Annotated in this window: 16 protein-coding genes; 8 read left to right on the plus strand and 8 right to left on the minus strand. The window is 73.9% G+C overall.

Annotated features, from left to right (window positions below; translation table 11 throughout):
- Positions 1–33 precede the first annotated feature (33 nt).
- A complete protein-coding gene (locus ABD811_RS09055) occupies positions 34–495 on the plus strand; it encodes a MarR family winged helix-turn-helix transcriptional regulator (protein ID WP_344943749.1) in 462 nt (153 codons plus the stop codon).
- A gap of 3 nt (positions 496–498) precedes the next feature.
- Here ABD811_RS09055 and ABD811_RS09060 read toward each other — a convergent pair whose 3' ends face one another.
- Both ABD811_RS09060 and ABD811_RS09065 read right to left on the minus strand, forming a co-directional pair.
- Positions 499–1026 carry a hypothetical protein gene (locus tag ABD811_RS09060; protein WP_344943752.1) on the minus strand — a complete coding sequence of 176 codons (528 nt, stop codon included), beginning with the start codon at positions 1024–1026 and terminating at the stop codon, positions 499–501.
- An 86-nt stretch (positions 1027–1112) separates the two neighbouring features.
- On the minus strand, positions 1113–2228 hold the full coding sequence (locus ABD811_RS09065) for a GTP-binding protein (protein ID WP_344943754.1): 1116 nt from the start codon (positions 2226–2228) through the stop codon (positions 1113–1115).
- Between the two features lie 78 nt (positions 2229–2306).
- On the opposite strand from ABD811_RS09065, the gene ABD811_RS09070 reads away from it, so the two are divergent.
- From ABD811_RS09070 to ABD811_RS09085, 4 genes are all read left to right on the plus strand, one after another.
- Positions 2307–2558, plus strand: coding sequence for a type B 50S ribosomal protein L31 (locus ABD811_RS09070; protein WP_344943757.1), 252 nt, complete (start codon positions 2307–2309; stop codon positions 2556–2558).
- Positions 2559–2690: 132 nt separating this feature from the next.
- Complete coding sequence (locus ABD811_RS09075) at positions 2691–4475, plus strand: acetyl/propionyl/methylcrotonyl-CoA carboxylase subunit alpha (protein WP_344943760.1); 1785 nt, start codon at positions 2691–2693, stop codon at positions 4473–4475.
- Positions 4476–4659: 184 nt separating this feature from the next.
- Positions 4660–5982, plus strand: a complete 1323-nt coding sequence (locus ABD811_RS09080) for a hypothetical protein (RefSeq protein WP_344943763.1) — start codon at positions 4660–4662, stop codon at positions 5980–5982.
- A gap of 105 nt (positions 5983–6087) precedes the next feature.
- Complete coding sequence (locus ABD811_RS09085; RefSeq protein ID WP_344943766.1) at positions 6088–6399, plus strand: DUF5313 family protein; 312 nt, start codon at positions 6088–6090, stop codon at positions 6397–6399.
- A gap of 26 nt (positions 6400–6425) precedes the next feature.
- Here ABD811_RS09085 and ABD811_RS09090 read toward each other — a convergent pair whose 3' ends face one another.
- A complete protein-coding gene (locus tag ABD811_RS09090) occupies positions 6426–7811 on the minus strand; it encodes an NAD(P)H-quinone dehydrogenase (protein ID WP_344943769.1) in 1386 nt (461 codons plus the stop codon).
- An 81-nt stretch (positions 7812–7892) separates the two neighbouring features.
- On the opposite strand from ABD811_RS09090, the gene ABD811_RS09095 reads away from it, so the two are divergent.
- The 3 genes from ABD811_RS09095 to ABD811_RS09105 are packed head-to-tail and all read left to right on the plus strand — an operon-like array spanning position 7893 to position 10866.
- A complete protein-coding gene (locus ABD811_RS09095; protein WP_344943774.1) occupies positions 7893–8345 on the plus strand; it encodes a gamma-glutamylcyclotransferase family protein in 453 nt (150 codons plus the stop codon).
- A 46-nt stretch (positions 8346–8391) separates the two neighbouring features.
- The gene (locus ABD811_RS09100) at positions 8392–9192 is read left to right on the plus strand and encodes a purine-nucleoside phosphorylase (RefSeq protein WP_344943777.1); all 801 of its coding nucleotides are present in this window, start codon (positions 8392–8394) and stop codon (positions 9190–9192) included.
- A 9-nt stretch (positions 9193–9201) separates the two neighbouring features.
- A complete protein-coding gene (locus ABD811_RS09105) occupies positions 9202–10866 on the plus strand; it encodes a phospho-sugar mutase (protein WP_344943780.1) in 1665 nt (554 codons plus the stop codon).
- Here the strand turns inward: ABD811_RS09105 and ABD811_RS09110 are convergent.
- From ABD811_RS09110 to ABD811_RS09130, 5 genes are all read right to left on the minus strand, one after another.
- Positions 10859–11536, minus strand: a complete 678-nt coding sequence (locus ABD811_RS09110) for a PH domain-containing protein (protein WP_344943783.1) — start codon at positions 11534–11536, stop codon at positions 10859–10861. The genes ABD811_RS09105 and ABD811_RS09110 overlap by 8 nt on opposite strands.
- Positions 11533–12627, minus strand: coding sequence for an adenosine deaminase (locus tag ABD811_RS09115; protein WP_344943785.1), 1095 nt, complete (start codon positions 12625–12627; stop codon positions 11533–11535). Before ABD811_RS09115 ends, ABD811_RS09110 begins: the two co-directional genes overlap by 4 nt.
- Before the next feature lie 50 nt (positions 12628–12677).
- A complete protein-coding gene (locus ABD811_RS09120) occupies positions 12678–15545 on the minus strand; it encodes a hypothetical protein (protein WP_344943788.1) in 2868 nt (955 codons plus the stop codon).
- Between the two features lie 194 nt (positions 15546–15739).
- Complete coding sequence (locus ABD811_RS09125) at positions 15740–16621, minus strand: TIGR03620 family F420-dependent LLM class oxidoreductase (protein ID WP_344943791.1); 882 nt, start codon at positions 16619–16621, stop codon at positions 15740–15742.
- Between the two features lie 101 nt (positions 16622–16722).
- Positions 16723–17055, minus strand: a complete 333-nt coding sequence (locus ABD811_RS09130; RefSeq protein ID WP_344943798.1) for an ArsR/SmtB family transcription factor — start codon at positions 17053–17055, stop codon at positions 16723–16725.
- Positions 17056–17122 lie beyond the last annotated feature (67 nt).

The raw sequence follows: 17122 nt of genomic DNA on the forward strand, positions 1-17122 counted from the left end.
CGTTGAGGAAGAGATTAGGGATGGAGGGATCACATGTCAAGGCCGCAGACGTCCGCGGACGCCAGCCGGGCCTACCGGCGGTACCTGAGCGCGGTGATGCTGCACGGCCAGGCCAGTGCCAAGGCGTGCGACCTGGGCGCCACCGACCTGTACGCGCTGAACGTCCTGGAGCTGTCCGGCCCGATGACCCCCGGGGAGCTGGGCGCACGTACGGGCCTGACGACCGGGCCGACCACCCGGCTGATCGACCGGCTGGAGGCGGCGGGCTACGTCCGGCGGGTGCCCGAGCCGGGCGACCGGCGCAAGGTGCTCGTCGAGCCGATCGGCAGGCCCGCCGGGCTGGACGAGGTCATGGCGCCCGCGCGGAAGCGGATCGGGGAGATCCTCGCCGGGTACTCACCCGAGCAGCTCGACGTCCTGTTCGACTACTTCACCAGGGCCGCGCGGGCCTATCAGGAGGCCGCCGACCGGCTGCGGGAGGACGGCGGCCGGTGAGGGTCAGCGTTCGGGGCGCGGGTCGTTGACGGGGCGCGCCTCGGGGTCGCGGACGTGTTCGTCGACGAGGGTGACCTGGGGGCCGTCGACGGTGAAGTCGAAGCGGCGGCGCACCGACTGGGTGACCTTGCCCGTCTCGTAGCGGACCTCGGTGTGCTCGGTGGCGTCCAGGGTGATGCGGTCGCCGGTGCGTATGGCCCGCTCGGGTTCCAGGCGGGTGCGGGCGCCGGTGTACGGGGGGCCGCCCTCGACCGGGGCGCGGCTGCGGTTCTGCAGCTCGCGGGCGGCCCGGTGCTGCTGGCGGGCGAGCCTCGGGGAGATCCGCACGCCCAGCACCTCGGTGGGCACCTCCTCGGGGCGCGCGCGCTGGACGAGGGCCTCGGAGCGGTACTGGAGCACCGCGCGGGCGGCGACGGTGAGCTGGTGCGTGATGTCGGCGTCGACGAACGGGCGCTCGTCGAGGACGGCGGACGAGGGCAGCGTCACACACGCGGCCAGCACGGCCGCCGCAAGACCCAGACGGCGAACCATCAGACTCCCCGGGAACCAGCCGAAATCAGAGCGAAGATACACCCCGTGAAGCGGGCTCGGGAGTCCACGCGAATGTTGCCCGGCGGTCAGTCCAGGACGGCGGCGAAGGGATCGGCGTAGGACTCCCAGGCCGTGGCGCCGGCGAGCATCTCCTCGTCGGTGAGCAGGCACCGGTCGAGGAGGCCGAACAGGGCGGCGCGGTCGATCCCGCCGCCGGTAAAGGCGATGAGCTGGGTGCGGTCGCCGAGCCCGGGGCGCCAGTCGAGCGCGGTGGCGGCGCGGCGGGCGGGGGACGCCGCGGCCCAGGCGGTGGGGCGGGCGGCCAGCCACGGGCCGCGGTCCTCGATGGCGAGCAGCCCGGCGACGCAGTCCCAGGCCAGGAGGGTGCCGGGACGGCTGGCCAGCCACATGCGCCCGCGGCTGCGCACGGCGGCGCCCGCGACGTCCTCGATCGCGTCGTGGAAGCGCACCGGGTGCAGGGGGCGCAGGCGGCGCCACACCACCGTGACGACGTCGCCGGAGTCGCGGTCGCAGGGCAGGCGGACGGTGGCCGGGTGCACCTGGGCGGCGAGTGCGGCCGGGTCGACCCGGCCCGCCGGGGTGGCGGCCGTCAATTCCGGCAGCGCCGTGACGGGCAGGCCGGCGCCCAGGTGGTCCAGGACGCGGGCGGCCAGGGCGGTGTCGTCGGGGTCGTCGGCCGGGACGAGCACCAGGCCCGACGCGTACTCGATCTGCCGGGCCAGGACCTCGGCCACGTAGCGGTCGTCGTCGTCCACGGCGGCCGGCGGGCGGTCGCCGAGACGCTCGTCGCAGGCGATGTCGTGCGGGAGCGCGGACGCGTCGACGGCGGTGAGGACGGCGGCCGGGCGCAGGCCGGGCGTCCTGGCGATCTCCTCGACGATCGGGCGGGTCTCCAGCGCGCCCCAGATCTCCAGGACGAGCAGGGACGCCGCGTGCGCCAGGCCCAGCAGGGCGCGCGGCGCGTCGTCGCGGACGGTGCACGGGACGCAGCCGTGGGCGAGCGGCACGTCCGCGCGGCCCCGGACGCCCCACGCGTCCAGGACCACCCTGGCGACGCGTCCGCCGCGCAGGTCGTGGTGGACGGCGGCCGAGTGCGACACGCCCGACAGCAGGGCGCGCACCACCTCGCCGCGGGCCCGTGCGTGCAGGCCCGCGACCACGACGACGGGAACGCTCGCCATGCCCCACTCCCCCTCCGTCGGATGGAATGAAAATCATTATCAGCGTGTTCGTCCAACTGAGCAATCTGGGAGGTCGCCATGAGGCAGGGGATCCACCCCGAGTACCGGCCGGTCGTGTTCCGCGACCGGGCCGCCGATGTCGCGTTCGTCACACGGTCGGCGGTCGTCACCGACCGCACGGTCGAGTGGCCGGACGGCCGCACGTATCCGCTGGTCGACGTGGACGTCAGCGCGGCCAGTCACCCCTTCTACACCGGCCGCGGCCGCATCCTCGACGCCACCGGCGCCGTGGAGCGGTTCAACCGCCGTTACGGCCGCAAGACGCGGTGAACACGCCGGGTCGGACGCGGCCCGCCGCGTCCCGATCCGGCCAGCCGCGGGGGCGCTATAAGGAGGGCCTTACGAAACCGGCCGCGAGTGATTATCTAGACTGCGTGCGTTGGTTGAGGGAGGAGACCCAACGTGCGCAAGGTCCTGATCGCCAACCGCGGCGAGATCGCGGTCCGCATCGCCCGCGCCTGTCGTGACGCCGGTCTGGCCAGTGTGGCGGTGTACGCCGAGCCGGATCTGGACGCGCTGCACGTTCGGGTGGCCGACGAGGCGTACGCCCTGGGCGGGCAGACCGCCGCCGACAGCTACCTGGACATCGAGAAGATCCTGAAGATCGCCGACGTGGCGGGCGCGGACGCGGTGCATCCCGGCTACGGGTTCCTGGCCGAGAACGCCGACTTCGCCGCCGCCGTGGAGGCCGCCGGCCTGACCTGGATCGGTCCGCCGCCCGCCGCGATCACCGCGCTCGGCGACAAGGTGCAGGCCCGGCACATCGCGCAGAAGGTCGGCGCGCCGCTGGTGGCGGGCACCAAGGACCCGGTCTCGGGCGCCGACGAGGTGGTGGAGTTCGCGCGGGAGCACGGGCTGCCGATCGCGATCAAGGCCGCGTACGGCGGCGGCGGGCGCGGCCTGAAGGTGGCGCGCACGCTGGAGGAGGTCCCCGAGCTGTACGAGTCGGCGGTGCGCGAGGCCGTGGCCGCTTTCGGCCGCGGCGAGTGCTTCGTCGAGCGCTACCTGGACCGGCCCCGCCACGTCGAGACGCAGTGCCTGGCCGACCGGCACGGCAACGTGGTGGTCGTGTCCACCCGTGACTGCTCGCTGCAGCGCCGCCACCAGAAGCTGGTCGAGGAGGCGCCCGCGCCGTTCCTGACCGACGAGCAGCTGGAGATCCTGTACACCTCGTCCAAGGCCATCCTCAAGGAGGCCGGGTACGTGGGCGCCGGGACGTGCGAGTTCCTGGTCGGCCAGGACGGCACGATCTCGTTCCTGGAGGTCAACACCCGGCTGCAGGTGGAGCACCCGGTCACCGAGGAGGTGGCCGGCGTCGACCTGGTGCGGGAGATGTTCCGCGTCGCCGCCGGTGAGGAGCTGGGCTACGACGACCCGCCGCTGCGCGGCCACTCGATCGAGTTCCGGATCAACGCCGAGGACGCGGGCCGCAACTTCCTGCCCGCCGTGGGCACGCTGACGACGTGGCGTCCGCCGTCCGGTCCGGGCGTGCGCCTGGACTCCGGCTACGTCGAGGGCCAGACGGTGCCGCAGGCGTTCGACTCCCTCATCGCCAAGCTGATCGTGACCGGCGCGACGCGGCGGCAGGCCGTGGAGCGGGCCCGGCGCGCGCTGGCGGAGTTCGAGATCGCGGGCATGCCGACCGTGCTGCCCTTCCACCGGGCCGTGCTGGACGACCCCGCGTTCGTCCCCCCGCAGGACGACCAGGCGTTCACCGTGCACACCCGGTGGATCGAGACCGAGTTCGACAACCGGATCCCGCCCTACGACGGCGCGGCCGCGGCCGAGGAGGCCGCCGAGGCGGGCGAACGCGAGCGCGTGACGGTCGAGGTGGGCGGCAAGCGGCTGGAGGTCGTGCTGCCCGCCGGGCTGGGCGCCGCCGTGTCCGCCGGCAACGCCGCCGCCACGGGCGCCGCGGCGCCCGCGCGCCGGCGCGGCGCCAAGAAGGGCGGGGCGGCCCAGGCGTCCGGGGACGCCCTGGTCAGCCCCATGCAGGGCACCATCGTCAAGATCGTCGCCGAAGAGGGCGCGAGCGTCGCGGCCGGGGACACCATCGTGGTCCTGGAGGCCATGAAGATGGAGCAGCCGCTCACCGCGCACAAGGCGGGCACGGTGTCCGGCCTGTCCGCCGAGGTCGGCGCGACGGTTTCGTCCGGCGCGGTCATCTGCGAGATCAAGGACGCCTGAGCCTTCGGAGCACGGCGAACACCCCCGCCCCGGCGGGGGTGTTCCCTTTTCCGCCGGGTATTGCCTCCAGGGCACGCCGGGGCGCACCACTTCATGACGATCGCGGCGAAACGCCCACCCGGGACGGAACGGAGCGCGCCGCCCGCTCGTCGTACAAGGTGACGTGAGGAGGCACACTGTCATCATGACTTCGCAGCTTCGGCGAGGGACCGCGGGCCAGGGGCGAGGCGTCCGCCGCGGTGCCCTCGCGGCCGTGGCCGCCGCGGTGTTCCTGCTGCTGTTCGGTTTCGCCGTCCCCGCCCAGGCGGACGACGTCTCGCAGATCGCCAACGGGCTCACCGGGTCCCGCCTGTACGTGACCACCGACGCCCGCGCGGCGGTGCCGGAGGCCGACCAGGCCGCCATCCGCGCCGCCCTGGACCGCCGGACGGACGCCGACGTGCGCGCCGTCGTCGTGCAGAGCGGGGTGGGCAAGAACCGGCTCGGCCCGATGCTGGAGGCGGTCGCGCAGCGCGTCGGCGAGGGCAAGACGTACGTCGGCATCACGGCCGACGGCAGAATGATGGGGATCTCCAAGGATCTGTCCGGCCAGGAGATCAACCAGCTGATCGCCCGGACCTCCGGCGGCGACATCAAGACGCGGCTGATCAGGTTCGCCGACCTGGCCGAGACCAAGGCCGACGAGAAGGCCCACGCCGGCATGGTCGGCGCGTTCGTGATGCTGGGCCTCCTGGTCGTCGTGGTGGCCGGGGCGTCGGGCGCGTTCCTGGTCGTGCGCAGGCGGCGCCGCGAGCAGCAGGCCCGCGAGATGGCCGAGCTCAAGCGGGGCGTGGAGGAGGACGTCACGCTGCTCGGCGAGGACATCGCCCGCCTGGACCTCAACGTCATGGACCCGGATCTCGACCCCGCCGCGCGCGAGGACTACGAGAAGGCCATGAACTCCTACGACCGGGCCAAGTCCGCCACCGAGCGGGCCGCCCGTCCCGAGGACATGCACGCCGTCACGGAGGCGCTGGAGGACGGCCGCTACCACATGACCGCCGTGCGGGCGCGGCTGGCGGGCGATCCGGTGCCCGAGCGGCGCGCACCGTGCTTCTTCAACCCGCAGCACGGGCCGTCGGTCCAGGACGTCACCTGGGCGCCGCCCGGCGGGCCCGCCCGGTCCGTCCCGGCGTGCGCGGCCGACGCGCGGCGGGTGCTGAACGGCGAGTCGCCCGACGTGCGCATGGTGCCGTACGGCGACGGGCGCCGTCCGTACTGGGACGCCGGCCCGGCCTACGCCCCCTACGCGGGCGGCTACTACGCCTCCTACGGCGGCATGGACCTGCTCAGCGGCATGATGATCGGCACCATGCTCGGCTCGATGATGTCCGGCGGCTTCGGCGGCGGCTTCGCCCCCGGTGACATGGGCGGCGGCTTCGGCGGCGACACCGGCGACATCGGCGGCGGCTGGGACTTCGGCGGCGGCGACTTCGGAGGCGGCGGCGACTTCGGCGGGGGCTTCTGATCCCCCGCCGTCTCCCCTCGCGGTCGATGCCGCACCGTCCGGGCGCGTTCCCTCGGGGACGCGCCCGGCGCGTTCCCGCGAAGGCCCTCGGGTAGGCCCCTGACGATGACACGGTTGCCGGGAGATCCGGGCCCGCTGCGGCGCGTCCGCTACGTGCTGGGGTTCCGGCTGCCGCCGGAGCACCGCGAGTGGGTGCGGCATGACCTGACCGACGCGGGCTGGCGCGGCCGCATGCTGCGCCGCCATGTGGCGCTGATGGTCCCGGTCTGCCTGCTGTTCGCGCTGCTGCCGGGCGCGTGGTGGATCGGCGCGGGGGCGGGGCTGCTGGCGCTGGTCGCCAGCACGTTCACCGTGGTGATCGGCGCGGAGGACCTGCGCCGCTCCCGGCTGCGCCGGCACGGCCTGCCCGAGCCCTGACCGAACCGGGCCGGGCGTACGGCCGGCTAGAAGGCGTGCTCGGCCATCAGGCGGCGCGCCGCCTCGGTGATGCTGCCCGACAGCGACGGGTAGACGGCGAAGGTGTGCGCGACCTGGTCGACGGTCAGGTGCTGCTGGACGGCCATCGACACGCCGAGGATCAGCTCGCTGGCGCGCGGCGCGACGATCACGCCGCCGAGCACGATGCTGGTGGACGGGCGGCAGAACAGCTTGACGAACCCGTCCTGGAACCCCTGCATCTTGGCGCGGGCGTTGCTGAACAGCGGCAGCATGACCGTGCGGGCGTTGACCTCGCCGGAGTCGACCATGGACTGCGTGACGCCGACGGAGGCGACCTCCGGCTCGGTGAAGATGTTGGAGGCCACCCAGCCGAGCTTGAGGGGCTGCACGGCCTCGCCGAGGGCGTGCCACATGGCGATGCGGCCCTGCATGCCCGCCACCGAGGCCAGCATGAGGATGCCGGTGCAGTCGCCGGCGGCGTAGATGTGGGGGACGGTCGTCCGCGACACCTTGTCGACGGTGACGAACCCGCGCCGGTCGAGCGTGACGCCGACGTCCTCGAGGCCGATGCCCTGGGTGTTGGGCACCATGCCGACCGTCATCAGGCAGTGCGAGCCCTCGACCTTGCTGCCGTCCTCCAGGGTGACGATCACCCGGTCGCCGGACCGCTCCACCCCGGCGGCCCGCGACCGCGACATGACGTTCATGCCGCGCCGCAGGAACACCTCCTGCAGCACGGACGCGGCGTCGGCGTCCTCGCTGGGCAGGATGCGGTCGCGCGAGGACACCAGCGTGACCCGTGACCCCAGCGACAGGTACGCCCCGGCCAGCTCCACGCCGGTGACGCCGGAGCCGACCACGATCAGCTCCTCGGGCAGCTCGGGCAGGTCGTAGAGCTGCCGCCAGTTGAGGATGCGCTCGCCGTCCGGCTCCGCCCCGGGCAGTACGCGCGGGGTGGCGCCGGTGGCCAGCAGCACGATGTCGGCCCGGATGTGCCGGTCGCCGACCGCGACGACGTGCGGCTCGACCAGCCGCCCCTCGCCGCGCACGATCTTGACCTCCTCATAGGCGAGCCGTTCGGCGACGTCGAACGACTGCGCCCGCGCCAGGTCCTTGACCCGCTTGTTGACGGTGGCCATGTCGGCCTCCAGGGCGCCGACGACCCCGTCCGGGCCGCCGTTGTAGCGCAGGCCCAGGTCGGCCGACTCCGACATGACCGCCATGCGGACCGAGGTGGCGATCAGCGTCTTGGACGGCACGCAGTCGGTCAGCACGCACGCGCCGCCGGGACCGTCGCGTTCCACCACGGTCACGTCGGCGCCCAGCTGCGCCGCGACGAGAGCGGCCTCGTAGCCGCCGGGGCCTCCACCGAGGATCACGATGCGGGTCACGTATCCCATTGTTTCGCATAACGGGCAGTGACCCGTCCCGGCCCGGGGTCAGCGGCCCGGTGCTGGGTACGCTTGGCTGCCGTGACACTGTACGCGGCGTACGCCTCCAACATGGACCCCGACCAGATGGCCGAGCGGGCCCCGCACTCGCCGATGCGCGGCACCGGCTGGCTGGCGGACTGGCGGCTGACGTTCGGCGGGCAGGACGTCGGCTGGGAAGGCGCCCTGGCGACGGTCGTCGAGGAGCCCGGCGAGCAGGTGTTCGTCGTGCTCTACGACGTGCCCGCCTGGGACGAGAAGGAGCTGGACGCGTGGGAGGGCGCCGCGCTCGGCGTCTACCGCAAGATCCGGGTCCGGGTGCAGACGCTGGACGGCGACGTGCTGGCGTGGATGTACGTGCTCGACGACTACGAGGGCGGCCTGCCGTCCGCCCGCTACCTGGGCATCCTGGCCGACGCGGCCGAGAAGGCCGGTGCGCCCGACGACTACGTCAAGGACCTGCGCACCCGGCCCTGCAAGTCGCTCGGCGACTGATCCGCCCGAGTCGCCCGCAGGCTGATCTCCGGGGTAGCGTCGCGGCGTGAGCACTGACGCGTTCGACCTGGCCCGGGCGGCGGCCGAGCAGCTGCGCGCCCGCACGTCCCTGGACTCCTTCGACGTCGCCCTGGTGATGGGCTCGGGATGGGTGCCGGCCGCCGACGCCCTGGGCGAGCCGGTGGCCGAGCTGGCGGTGACCGAGCTGCCCGGGTTCGCGCCGCCCGCCGTGGAGGGCCACGCGGGCCGGATCCGCGCGGTGGAGGTCGCCGGACGCCGCGCCCTGGTGTTCCTCGGCCGCACCCACCTGTACGAGGGACGCGGCGTCGACCCCGTGGTGCACGGCGTGCGCACGGCGCTGGCCGCCGGGGTGGGCACGGTGGTGCTGACGAACGCGGCCGGCGGGCTGCGGCCCGAGCACCAGCGGGTCGGCGACCCGGTGCTGATCGCCGACCACCTCAACCTCACCGGCGACAACCCGCTGACGGGCGCGACGTTCCTGGACATGACCGAGGCGTACTCGGCGCGGCTGCGGGCCCTGGCCCGCGAGGTCGACCCCACGCTCAGCGAGGGCGTGTACGCGGCGCTGCGCGGCCCGACGTACGAGACCCCGGCGGAGATCCGCATGCTGCGGGCGCTGGGCGCCGACATGGTGGGCATGTCCACGGTGCTGGAGACGATCGCGGCGCGCGAGGGCGGCGCGGAGGTGCTGGGGATCTCCCTGGTCACCAATATCGCGGCCGGGCTGAGCGACCAGCCGCTGGACCACGAGGAGGTGCTGGCGGCGGGCCGGGCCGCCGCCGCCCGCATGGGCGCGCTGCTGGGCACCGTGCTGTCGAAGCTGTAAGAGGCCGTCATGAGCGACTACCGCGGCCGGGCCGAGGACTGGCTGGCCCAGGACCCCGACCCGGCCACCCGCGACGAGCTGCGCGCGATCCTGGACGCCGGCGACGAGGCTGCGCTGGCCGACCGGTTCGGCGCGCGGCTGGAGTTCGGCACGGCCGGGCTGCGCGGCGAGCTGGGCGCGGGCCCCAACCGGATGAACCGGGTCACGGTCATGCGCGCCGCCGCCGGGATCGCCGCCCGGCTGCTGCAGGACCCGCCGCCCGACGACGAGGGCGCGGGCGTGGTGATCGGGTACGACGCGCGGCACGGCTCGGAGCGGTTCGCCCTCGACAGCGCCGCGGTGCTGACCGGGGCGGGGCTGCGGGTGTGGCTGCTGCCGCGTCCGCTGCCCACCCCCGTGCTGGCGTTCGCCGTCCGGCACCTGGGCGCCGCGGCGGGGATCATGGTGACGGCCAGCCACAACCCGCCGCGCGACAACGGCTACAAGGTGTACTGGGGCGACGGCGTCCAGATCACGCCGCCGGTGGACGCGCAGATCTCGGCGGCGATCGACGCGGTCGGCCGGGTCGACGAGCTGCCGCTCGGCGAGGGCTGGACGGTGCTCGGCGACGAGATCGTCGAGGCGTACCTGCACGCCCTGTCGCACCTGCCGCTCGGCGACGCCCGCGACGTCTCGGTGGCCTACACGCCGCTGCACGGCGTCGGGCGGGACGTGCTGGAACGCGCCTTCGCCTGGACGGGCTTCCCCGCCCCCGCCGTCGTCCCCGAGCAGGCCGAGCCGGACCCCGACTTCCCCACCGTCGCGTTCCCCAACCCCGAGGAACCGGGCGTCATGGACCTGGTGGTCGGCCTGGCGGCGTCCTCGGGCGCCGACCTGGTGATCGCCAACGACCCGGACGCGGACCGCTGCGCCGTGGCCGTACCGGGCCGCGACGGCGGCTGGCGGACGCTGACCGGCGACGAGATCGGCGGGCTGCTGGCCGAGCACGTGCTGCGTCACACCACGGGCCGGGACCGGCTGGTCGTCACCACGATCGTGTCGTCGTCCCTGCTCGGCGCGCTCGCCCGCGAGCACGGGGTGCGGTTCGCCGAGACCCTCACCGGCTTCAAGTGGATCATGAAGGCGGAGCGGCCCGGCGACCGGCTCGTCTACGGGTACGAGGAGGCCCTCGGCTACAGCGCGGGCGGCGACGACGGCGTGGTCGTGCTCGACAAGGACGGCATCGGCGCGGCCCTCACCGTGGCCGCCCTGGCCGCCGAGGCCGGGCGCGACGGCCGCACGCTGCTGGACCTGCTGGACGACCAGGCCCGCCGGCACGGCGTGCACGCCACCGCCCCGCTGACGATCCGCGTCACCGACCTGGACCTGATCGGCGAGGCGATGGCCCGGCTGCGCGCGGCTCCCCCGTCCCGGCTGGGCGGCCGCGACGTGGAGGCCGTCGACGACCTCTCGGACGGGGCCGGCGGCCTGCCGCCGACCGACGCGCTGCGGTTCCGGCTGGCGTCGGCGCGGGTGGTCGTCCGCCCGTCGGGCACCGAGCCGAAGCTCAAGTGCTACCTGCAGGTCGTCCACCCGGTCGGGGACGGCGAGGACGTGGACGCCGTGCGCGCCCGCGCGGCCGCCGACCTGGACCGGCTGCGCGACGACCTGGCGTCCGCCATCGGGCTCAGCTGAGCCAGGCGGCCAGGACCAGCACGACCGACGCCGCCGCGGGCACGGCCACGCTCGCCACGGCGGGCCACGCCCAGCCCACCGAGCCCTCGGCGGCCCGCTCGGCGGCCTGCCCGCCGCGGTGGCGGGTCCGCATGTCGTTGAGCTGCTGCGCCACGAACATCGTCGGCGTCCGCCCGGCCGCGTCGGGCGGCACCCTGGACCCGCCGCCGGTCCCCGAGGCCGCACCGCCGTCGCGCATCACGGCGGGCAGCATGACCTGGCGCGGGTCGCCGCCGGACTCCGCGCGCCGGGCGGCGCGCTCGGCCTTGGCCTGGGCGCGCGGCGAGGTCTGCAGGGCCCAGGCGCGGGTGGTGCGCTCGGCGCCGCCGGCGTCCGCGAACGTGATCGTCACGGCGGTGGTGGGCTCGATCCTCTTGATCGCGGGCCACGGCATCCGCGTGTCGCGCAGCGGGTTGCGGACGGTGACGCCGCGCTCGTCGGCGACGATCACGGGCCGCAGCCCCACGACGTAGGCGATGCCGCAGCCCAGCAGCAGCACGGCGGCCGTCGCCGCCGACGTCAGGTCGCGGCCGCGCAGCACGATGTCCGCCAGGTTCAGCGCGGCGAACGCCAGCCACAGCCAGGCGCCGACCCGTGCGGGCGTGGAGCGGAACCGGTGCGGCGCGGTCATGCCAGCGGACGGGCGCCGCGCCACTTGAGCTGCGCGAACCCGGGCTTGATCACACCGTTGATCAGTTCCAGCCGCTCACCGAACCCGACGAACGCCGACTTCATCGCGTTGACGGTGAACCACTGCAGGTCGTCCCAGCCGTAGCCGAACGCCTCCACCAGCTTGTGGAACTCGCGGGACACGCTGGTGCCGCTCATCAGCCGGTTGTCGGTGTTGACCGTCACCCGGAAGTGCAGCCGGCGCAGCAGCCCGATCGGGTGCTCGGCGATCGACTTGGCCGCGCCGGTCTGGATGTTGGACGTCGGGCACATCTCCAGCGGGATCCGCTTGTCGCGCACGTAGGCGGCCAGCCGGCCCAGCACGGGCGCGTCGCCGTCGGTCGCGTCGATGTCGTCGATGATCCGCACGCCGTGGCCGAGCCGGTCGGCGCCGCACCACTGGATCGCCTGCCAGATCGACGGCAGCCCGAACGCCTCGCCCGCGTGGATGGTGAAGTGGGCGTTCTCGCGCTGCAGGTACTCGAAGGCGTCCAGGTGGCGGGTGGGCGGGTACCCGGCCTCGGCGCCGGCGATGTCGAACCCGACCACGCCCTCGTCCCGGTACCGGACGGCCAGCTCGGCGATCTCCATGCTGCGCGCCTGGTGCCGCATCGCGGTCACCAGCGTGCCGATGCGGATGCCGTGGGCGCGCTCCCCCGCCTTGAAGCCCTCGAGGACCGCCTCGACCACCTGCGGCAGCGTCAGCCCGTTGCGGGTGTGCTGCTCGGGCGCGTACCGCACCTCCGCGTACACCACGCCGTCGGCGGCCAGGTCCTCGGCGCACTCGTAGGCCACCCGGGTCAGCGCCTCGGCCGACTGCATGACCCCGACGGTGTGGGAGAAGGTCTCCAGGTACCGCTCCAGCGACCCGGAGTTGGACGCCTCCTCGAACCAGGTCCGCAGGTTGTCGGGGTCCGTGGAGGGCAGCGCGTCGTATCCCTCGTCGCGGGCCAGGTCCACGATGGTCTCCGTGCGCAGCCCGCCGTCGAGGTGGTCGTGCAGCAGCACCTTCGGCGCACGCCGGATCGCGTCAAGAGTCGGCCGATCGTCCATGACGGCCAACCTACCCGGAGGTTTCCGTGGAGCTCGTCGTCAACTGTCGCCTATACCGGTGCGTCGCGCAGTTCCAGGTAGCGGTCGGCGGCGCGGGCGATGTCCGGGCCGTGCTCCCACAGGTCGGCGGGGTCGTCCGGCATGAGGCACTCGGTGACGGCGTCCTGCAGCGGGTAGGGCACGTCGTTGGTACCGCCCTCGGGGTAGAACGCGAGGATCTCGGCGGGGAACACCTCGCGCGGGGTGTAGTGGGTGAAGGTGTAGTAGCGGACCCCGAAGACGATCATCGCGGCGTCGGTCGTGGACATGCCGGTGCGTTCGGCGAGCTCGTGGACCCAGGCGGGGTCGGCGTGGAGGGGGCCGCGTTCGTCGAGCAGCCGCCGCAGGGCCAGGACGCGGTCGGCGCCGCCCCATCCCTGCGGCACGGGCGTCCTGTGCTCGCGCCATCCCGGCAGCTCCACGGGGCCGAACGCGCCGTCGGGCGCGTACTCCCACACGCCCAGCGTCTTGTCGTGGCTGCTGTAGTGGCCGAGGAGCAGGACTCCGCGCGGCGTCCGCCACACCTCGCCGGCCGAGTCCTCCTTGTGCCGGCCGTCCTCGGGGGTGAGACGCAGCAGCCGCCAGCGTCCGGACCCGTCGCCGCGCGCGGTGTTCGCCCACGCGTTCAGGCCCTCCAGCGCGATCCTGCGGCTGCGCTCGGTGTTCCACGGCCAGACGGCGCCCAGCGCGGCCAGGCCCGTCCCGCCGAACGCCACCGACAGTCCGGAGCGCGGCTCGGGAAGGGGCACGACCCGCACCGGACGGGGCTCGGACGGCGCCGGGGTCTCCATGGCGTCCCGGACGACGCCCTCCACCCACCGGATGCCAGGCAGGTTGGACAGGGCGCCGCCGGCCGGAAGGTCGGGACGCGTCCACAGCGGCGACGGCGGCTCCGCGGGCTGCGGCAGGCCGAGCCGTTCGCGCAGGCGCACGGCGTTCAGCACGCACTCGGCGGCGCCGCGGGCGTGCTCGATCACGCCGTCGCGCAGGGCGGGCGCCGAGATCTCCGGCACCAGCACCGACCACGCGTCGCGGGCCGCCCCGCGCCCGACGAGTGTCATCTCCACCAGCCGCACGGCCCGCTCGCGGTCGAGGTCGCGCAGCGCGGCCGAGCCGTCGGGGTCGACCGGCCGCAGATGGGGCCACCAGCCGGGCGGGTAGACCGGTACCCACTTCTCCTTCGACAGCGACTGACGCGGTGCGTACGGCAGCCGGGCGGTCAGGGTGCCGTCGGGGGCGATCACGCTGATCACGCCCTCGCGGAACGCGACGCGCGACGGCTCGTCCGCCCCCGGGAACGTGACCTCCGCCTCGGCGGGGCCGTCCGGGCGCCGGTTGCGCGTCGCGGGGTCGAACGTCAGGCGAGTCTCGAAGCCGTCGCTCTGGGCGCGGAACGTCAGCAGGGAGCCGCGCACGTCCAGCGAAGCCAGGAACTCCTCGCCGTCGTACCACAGCGCCAGATCGTCGGCGTCCTTCCGGATCCTGATCTCGGGGATCTTCCCGTCGGGGGTGTACACGTCGGTCCAGTGGATGCCGCGGGCGACCGTCAGATGGTCGCCGTTCTGGACGAGCGCCACGTGGCCGCCGAGGTTGCGGCTCCACGTGGCGTGCGGGAAGTGCAGTTCCTCGGGGATGCCGCCGCGCAGGGCGGCGTGCAGGGCGTCCACCGGGTCGGTGATCTCCAGGCCGTCCGCGAAGCCGGGGTCCAGCTCGGCGTAGTCGTGGTCGGCCAGCCGCAGCAGGCGGTGCACGGCCCGGGCGAGGACGGGCAGCGACGCGGAGGCGGCCTCGGCCTTCAAGGTGGCGACCTGTTCGCGCAGCACGTCCCGGATCGCCGGTTCCTGCCACATCCTGCGCAACGTGGCGACGTAGTCGACGTTGGCGTAGTAGCCCAGGTTGGCGACGAAGGCGTCCATCTGCCGGGCGAACGCGGCGGGGGCGCGCTCGATCCGGGCGGCGAGGTCGGCCATGTCGAGCGTGGCGTCCCACCAGCGCGGGAATTTCTCCTCATCTGCCCACTCGAAGCTCGACCCGCGCTTCGGGGCGGGGCCGAACACCAGGTCGGCGGCCGGATCGATCTCGGCCCGCTCGTCCGGCAGCAGCCGCTCGCCCGCCTGCCCGACCAGCTGGACCAGCACCTTCGGCTCGCACCGGCTCGCGTGCTCGGCGAACCACTCCTCCGCCAGGCGGGCACCCGCGCCCGCCCTGGCCAGCGCCGCCAGCCACATCTGCCGGATCTGCTCGGCGAGGTCGGGATCGTCCTCGACGTCGTCGTCCGGCTCGGCGGCGATCAGCAGCCGCATGAATTCCTCGTCGCCGCCGGCCAGCCGCACCAGTGAGTCCTCGGCGGCGTTCCACACCGCGTGCGAGGCGTACCGCAGCGCCCCCGTGCGCAGCAGCCGTCCGGTGAGGTCGTCCTCGGCCCGAACCTTCTTGATCTTCGCGGCCTTCGCCAGCCTGCGCGCGTCGGGGTAGATCCGCGCGTACGGGACGAGGTCGTCGGCGAACGCGGCGTCCAGGATCTCGCCGTACCGGTCGTACGCCTCCTCGGGCGCCAGCCGCTCGCCCATCAGCTTGACGAGGTCACGCAACGCCGTCGGCGCGACCACGCCCATGGGGGTGAACTCCAGGAACACCCGGTGCAGGCGGTCCATGTCGACCAGCGCCGGGTGGTTCTTGTCCGCCTTGCGCGCCTGGGTGAACGCCCACGTCGCCAGCTCTTTCTCGTCGGCGGCGGCGAACTCGCGGCACGCCCGCTCGAAGAACGGCGCCAGCTCCTTGGCGGGCAGGGGCCGCGCGAGCCTGGTCACCCCCGACCTGGCCTTGCGCGGCTCGTCCGCCGCCATCTCGACCAGCTCGGCCAGCTCCGCGTCACTCACTCGCACACCCCCGGGACTCGACGACACCCCTCAGACTCCCGAAGGAACGATCTGGTTCGGCGGTTGCGCCGATCATCACCGCGTCACGTGACGGACGGGTCCGTTCGGGACGTCGGCAGCCGCCAGGCGCCCGGCCGCACCGTCCAGGTGCGGGACGCGGCGGCCCGGGGCGTGGCCGACCCAACGGGCCGGTATCAGGGGGTGAGGAGTGCTTCGCCGAGCTGACGCCAGTACGGCATCGCGGACCCGCCCGGTTGGATGCCGATCACCTGGACGCCGACGTGGTCGGCGCCGGCCTCCACGTGGGCGTGCAGCTTGCCCACGATGGCGTCCAGGTCGCCCCAGAACACCAGGTCGTCGACGAGGCGGTCGCTGCCGCCGTGGGCGATCTCGTCCTCCGAGTAGCCCAGCCGGCGGAACTTCGCGATGTTGTACGGGGTGGTCAGGTAGGGCCGCAGGTGCTCGCGCGCGAGCGCGCGGGCCGTGTCCGGGTCGGACTCGAACAGCACCGCCTGCTCGACGCCCAGGAACGCGTCCGGCCCGAGGATCTCCCGTGCCTGCGCGGTGTGCGCCACGTTGACGTGGTAGGTGTGGGCCCCGGCGGCGCGGTCGCGGGCCAGCTCCAGCATCTTGGGCCCGTACGCGGCCAGGACGCGGCGCATCGGCGCCTCCGGCCGGGGGTTGACCGTCTCCAGCGCGTCCATCTCGTCGAGGTACTCGATCATGCCGGCCAGGGGCCTGGTGCCCGGCCGAGGCTCGCCGCCGAACCCGAGGCCGAGGACGTGCCGGTCGGGGTAGGCGTCGGCGAGCAGGAGCGCGGCCCCGTACGTCCATCGGGCCCCGCGCGACCAGATCTGCGCGATGCCGTTGACGACGCGCATCCGCTCGGTGCACGACAGCAGGTACCCGGCGTGCGTGAGCGCCTCGCGCCCGAGCAGCTCGGGTATCCACACGGTCGGCCAGCCCCGCTCCTCCAGCTCCTGGACCGACTCGCGCGTCCGCGCGGCGGGCAGGTGCTCGAAGTCGAAGGTCCAGACGCCGAACCGGCCCAGGTCAAGGCCATCGATGCCACCCATCGAACGTCCCTTCGTGAACGCCCTCAGCAGAACATATCGAACTATCGCAGAATCTCGATATGTACCGCAACCGCCGGGCCCGGCAGGGGACGCCCTTGGGGTTACAGCGTCTTGCCGAGCGCGGCGACGAACTGGGCTATCCGCTGCTCGTCGCGCTTGTAGTGGGTCCACTTGCCCACGCGCGTGGCCCGCACCAGGCCCGCCCGCTGCAACTCGGCCATGTACGCCGACACCGTCGACTGGGCCAGCCCCGCCCTGGCCTGGATGTGGCTCACGCACACGCCGACCTCCGCCGGATCGGCGATCGCCTGGTCCATCGGGAAGTGGCGCTCCGGCTCGCGCAGCCACTGCAGCAGCTGCAGTCGCACGGGGTTCGACAGCGCCCGCAACGCGCTGACCAGGTCGGGATCCGGTGTGGGCGCAGTCTCCGCCATGGGCGCAGGGTACCGCTCTCCACCGAAGTTTCGGAGTACTTCGATATGACCGGGTTCGCCCCGTACG

It is taken from the genome of Actinomadura miaoliensis (genome assembly GCF_039536785.1).
In the GTDB taxonomy this organism is placed as follows: Bacteria; Actinomycetota; Actinomycetes; order Streptosporangiales; family Streptosporangiaceae; genus Spirillospora; species Spirillospora miaoliensis.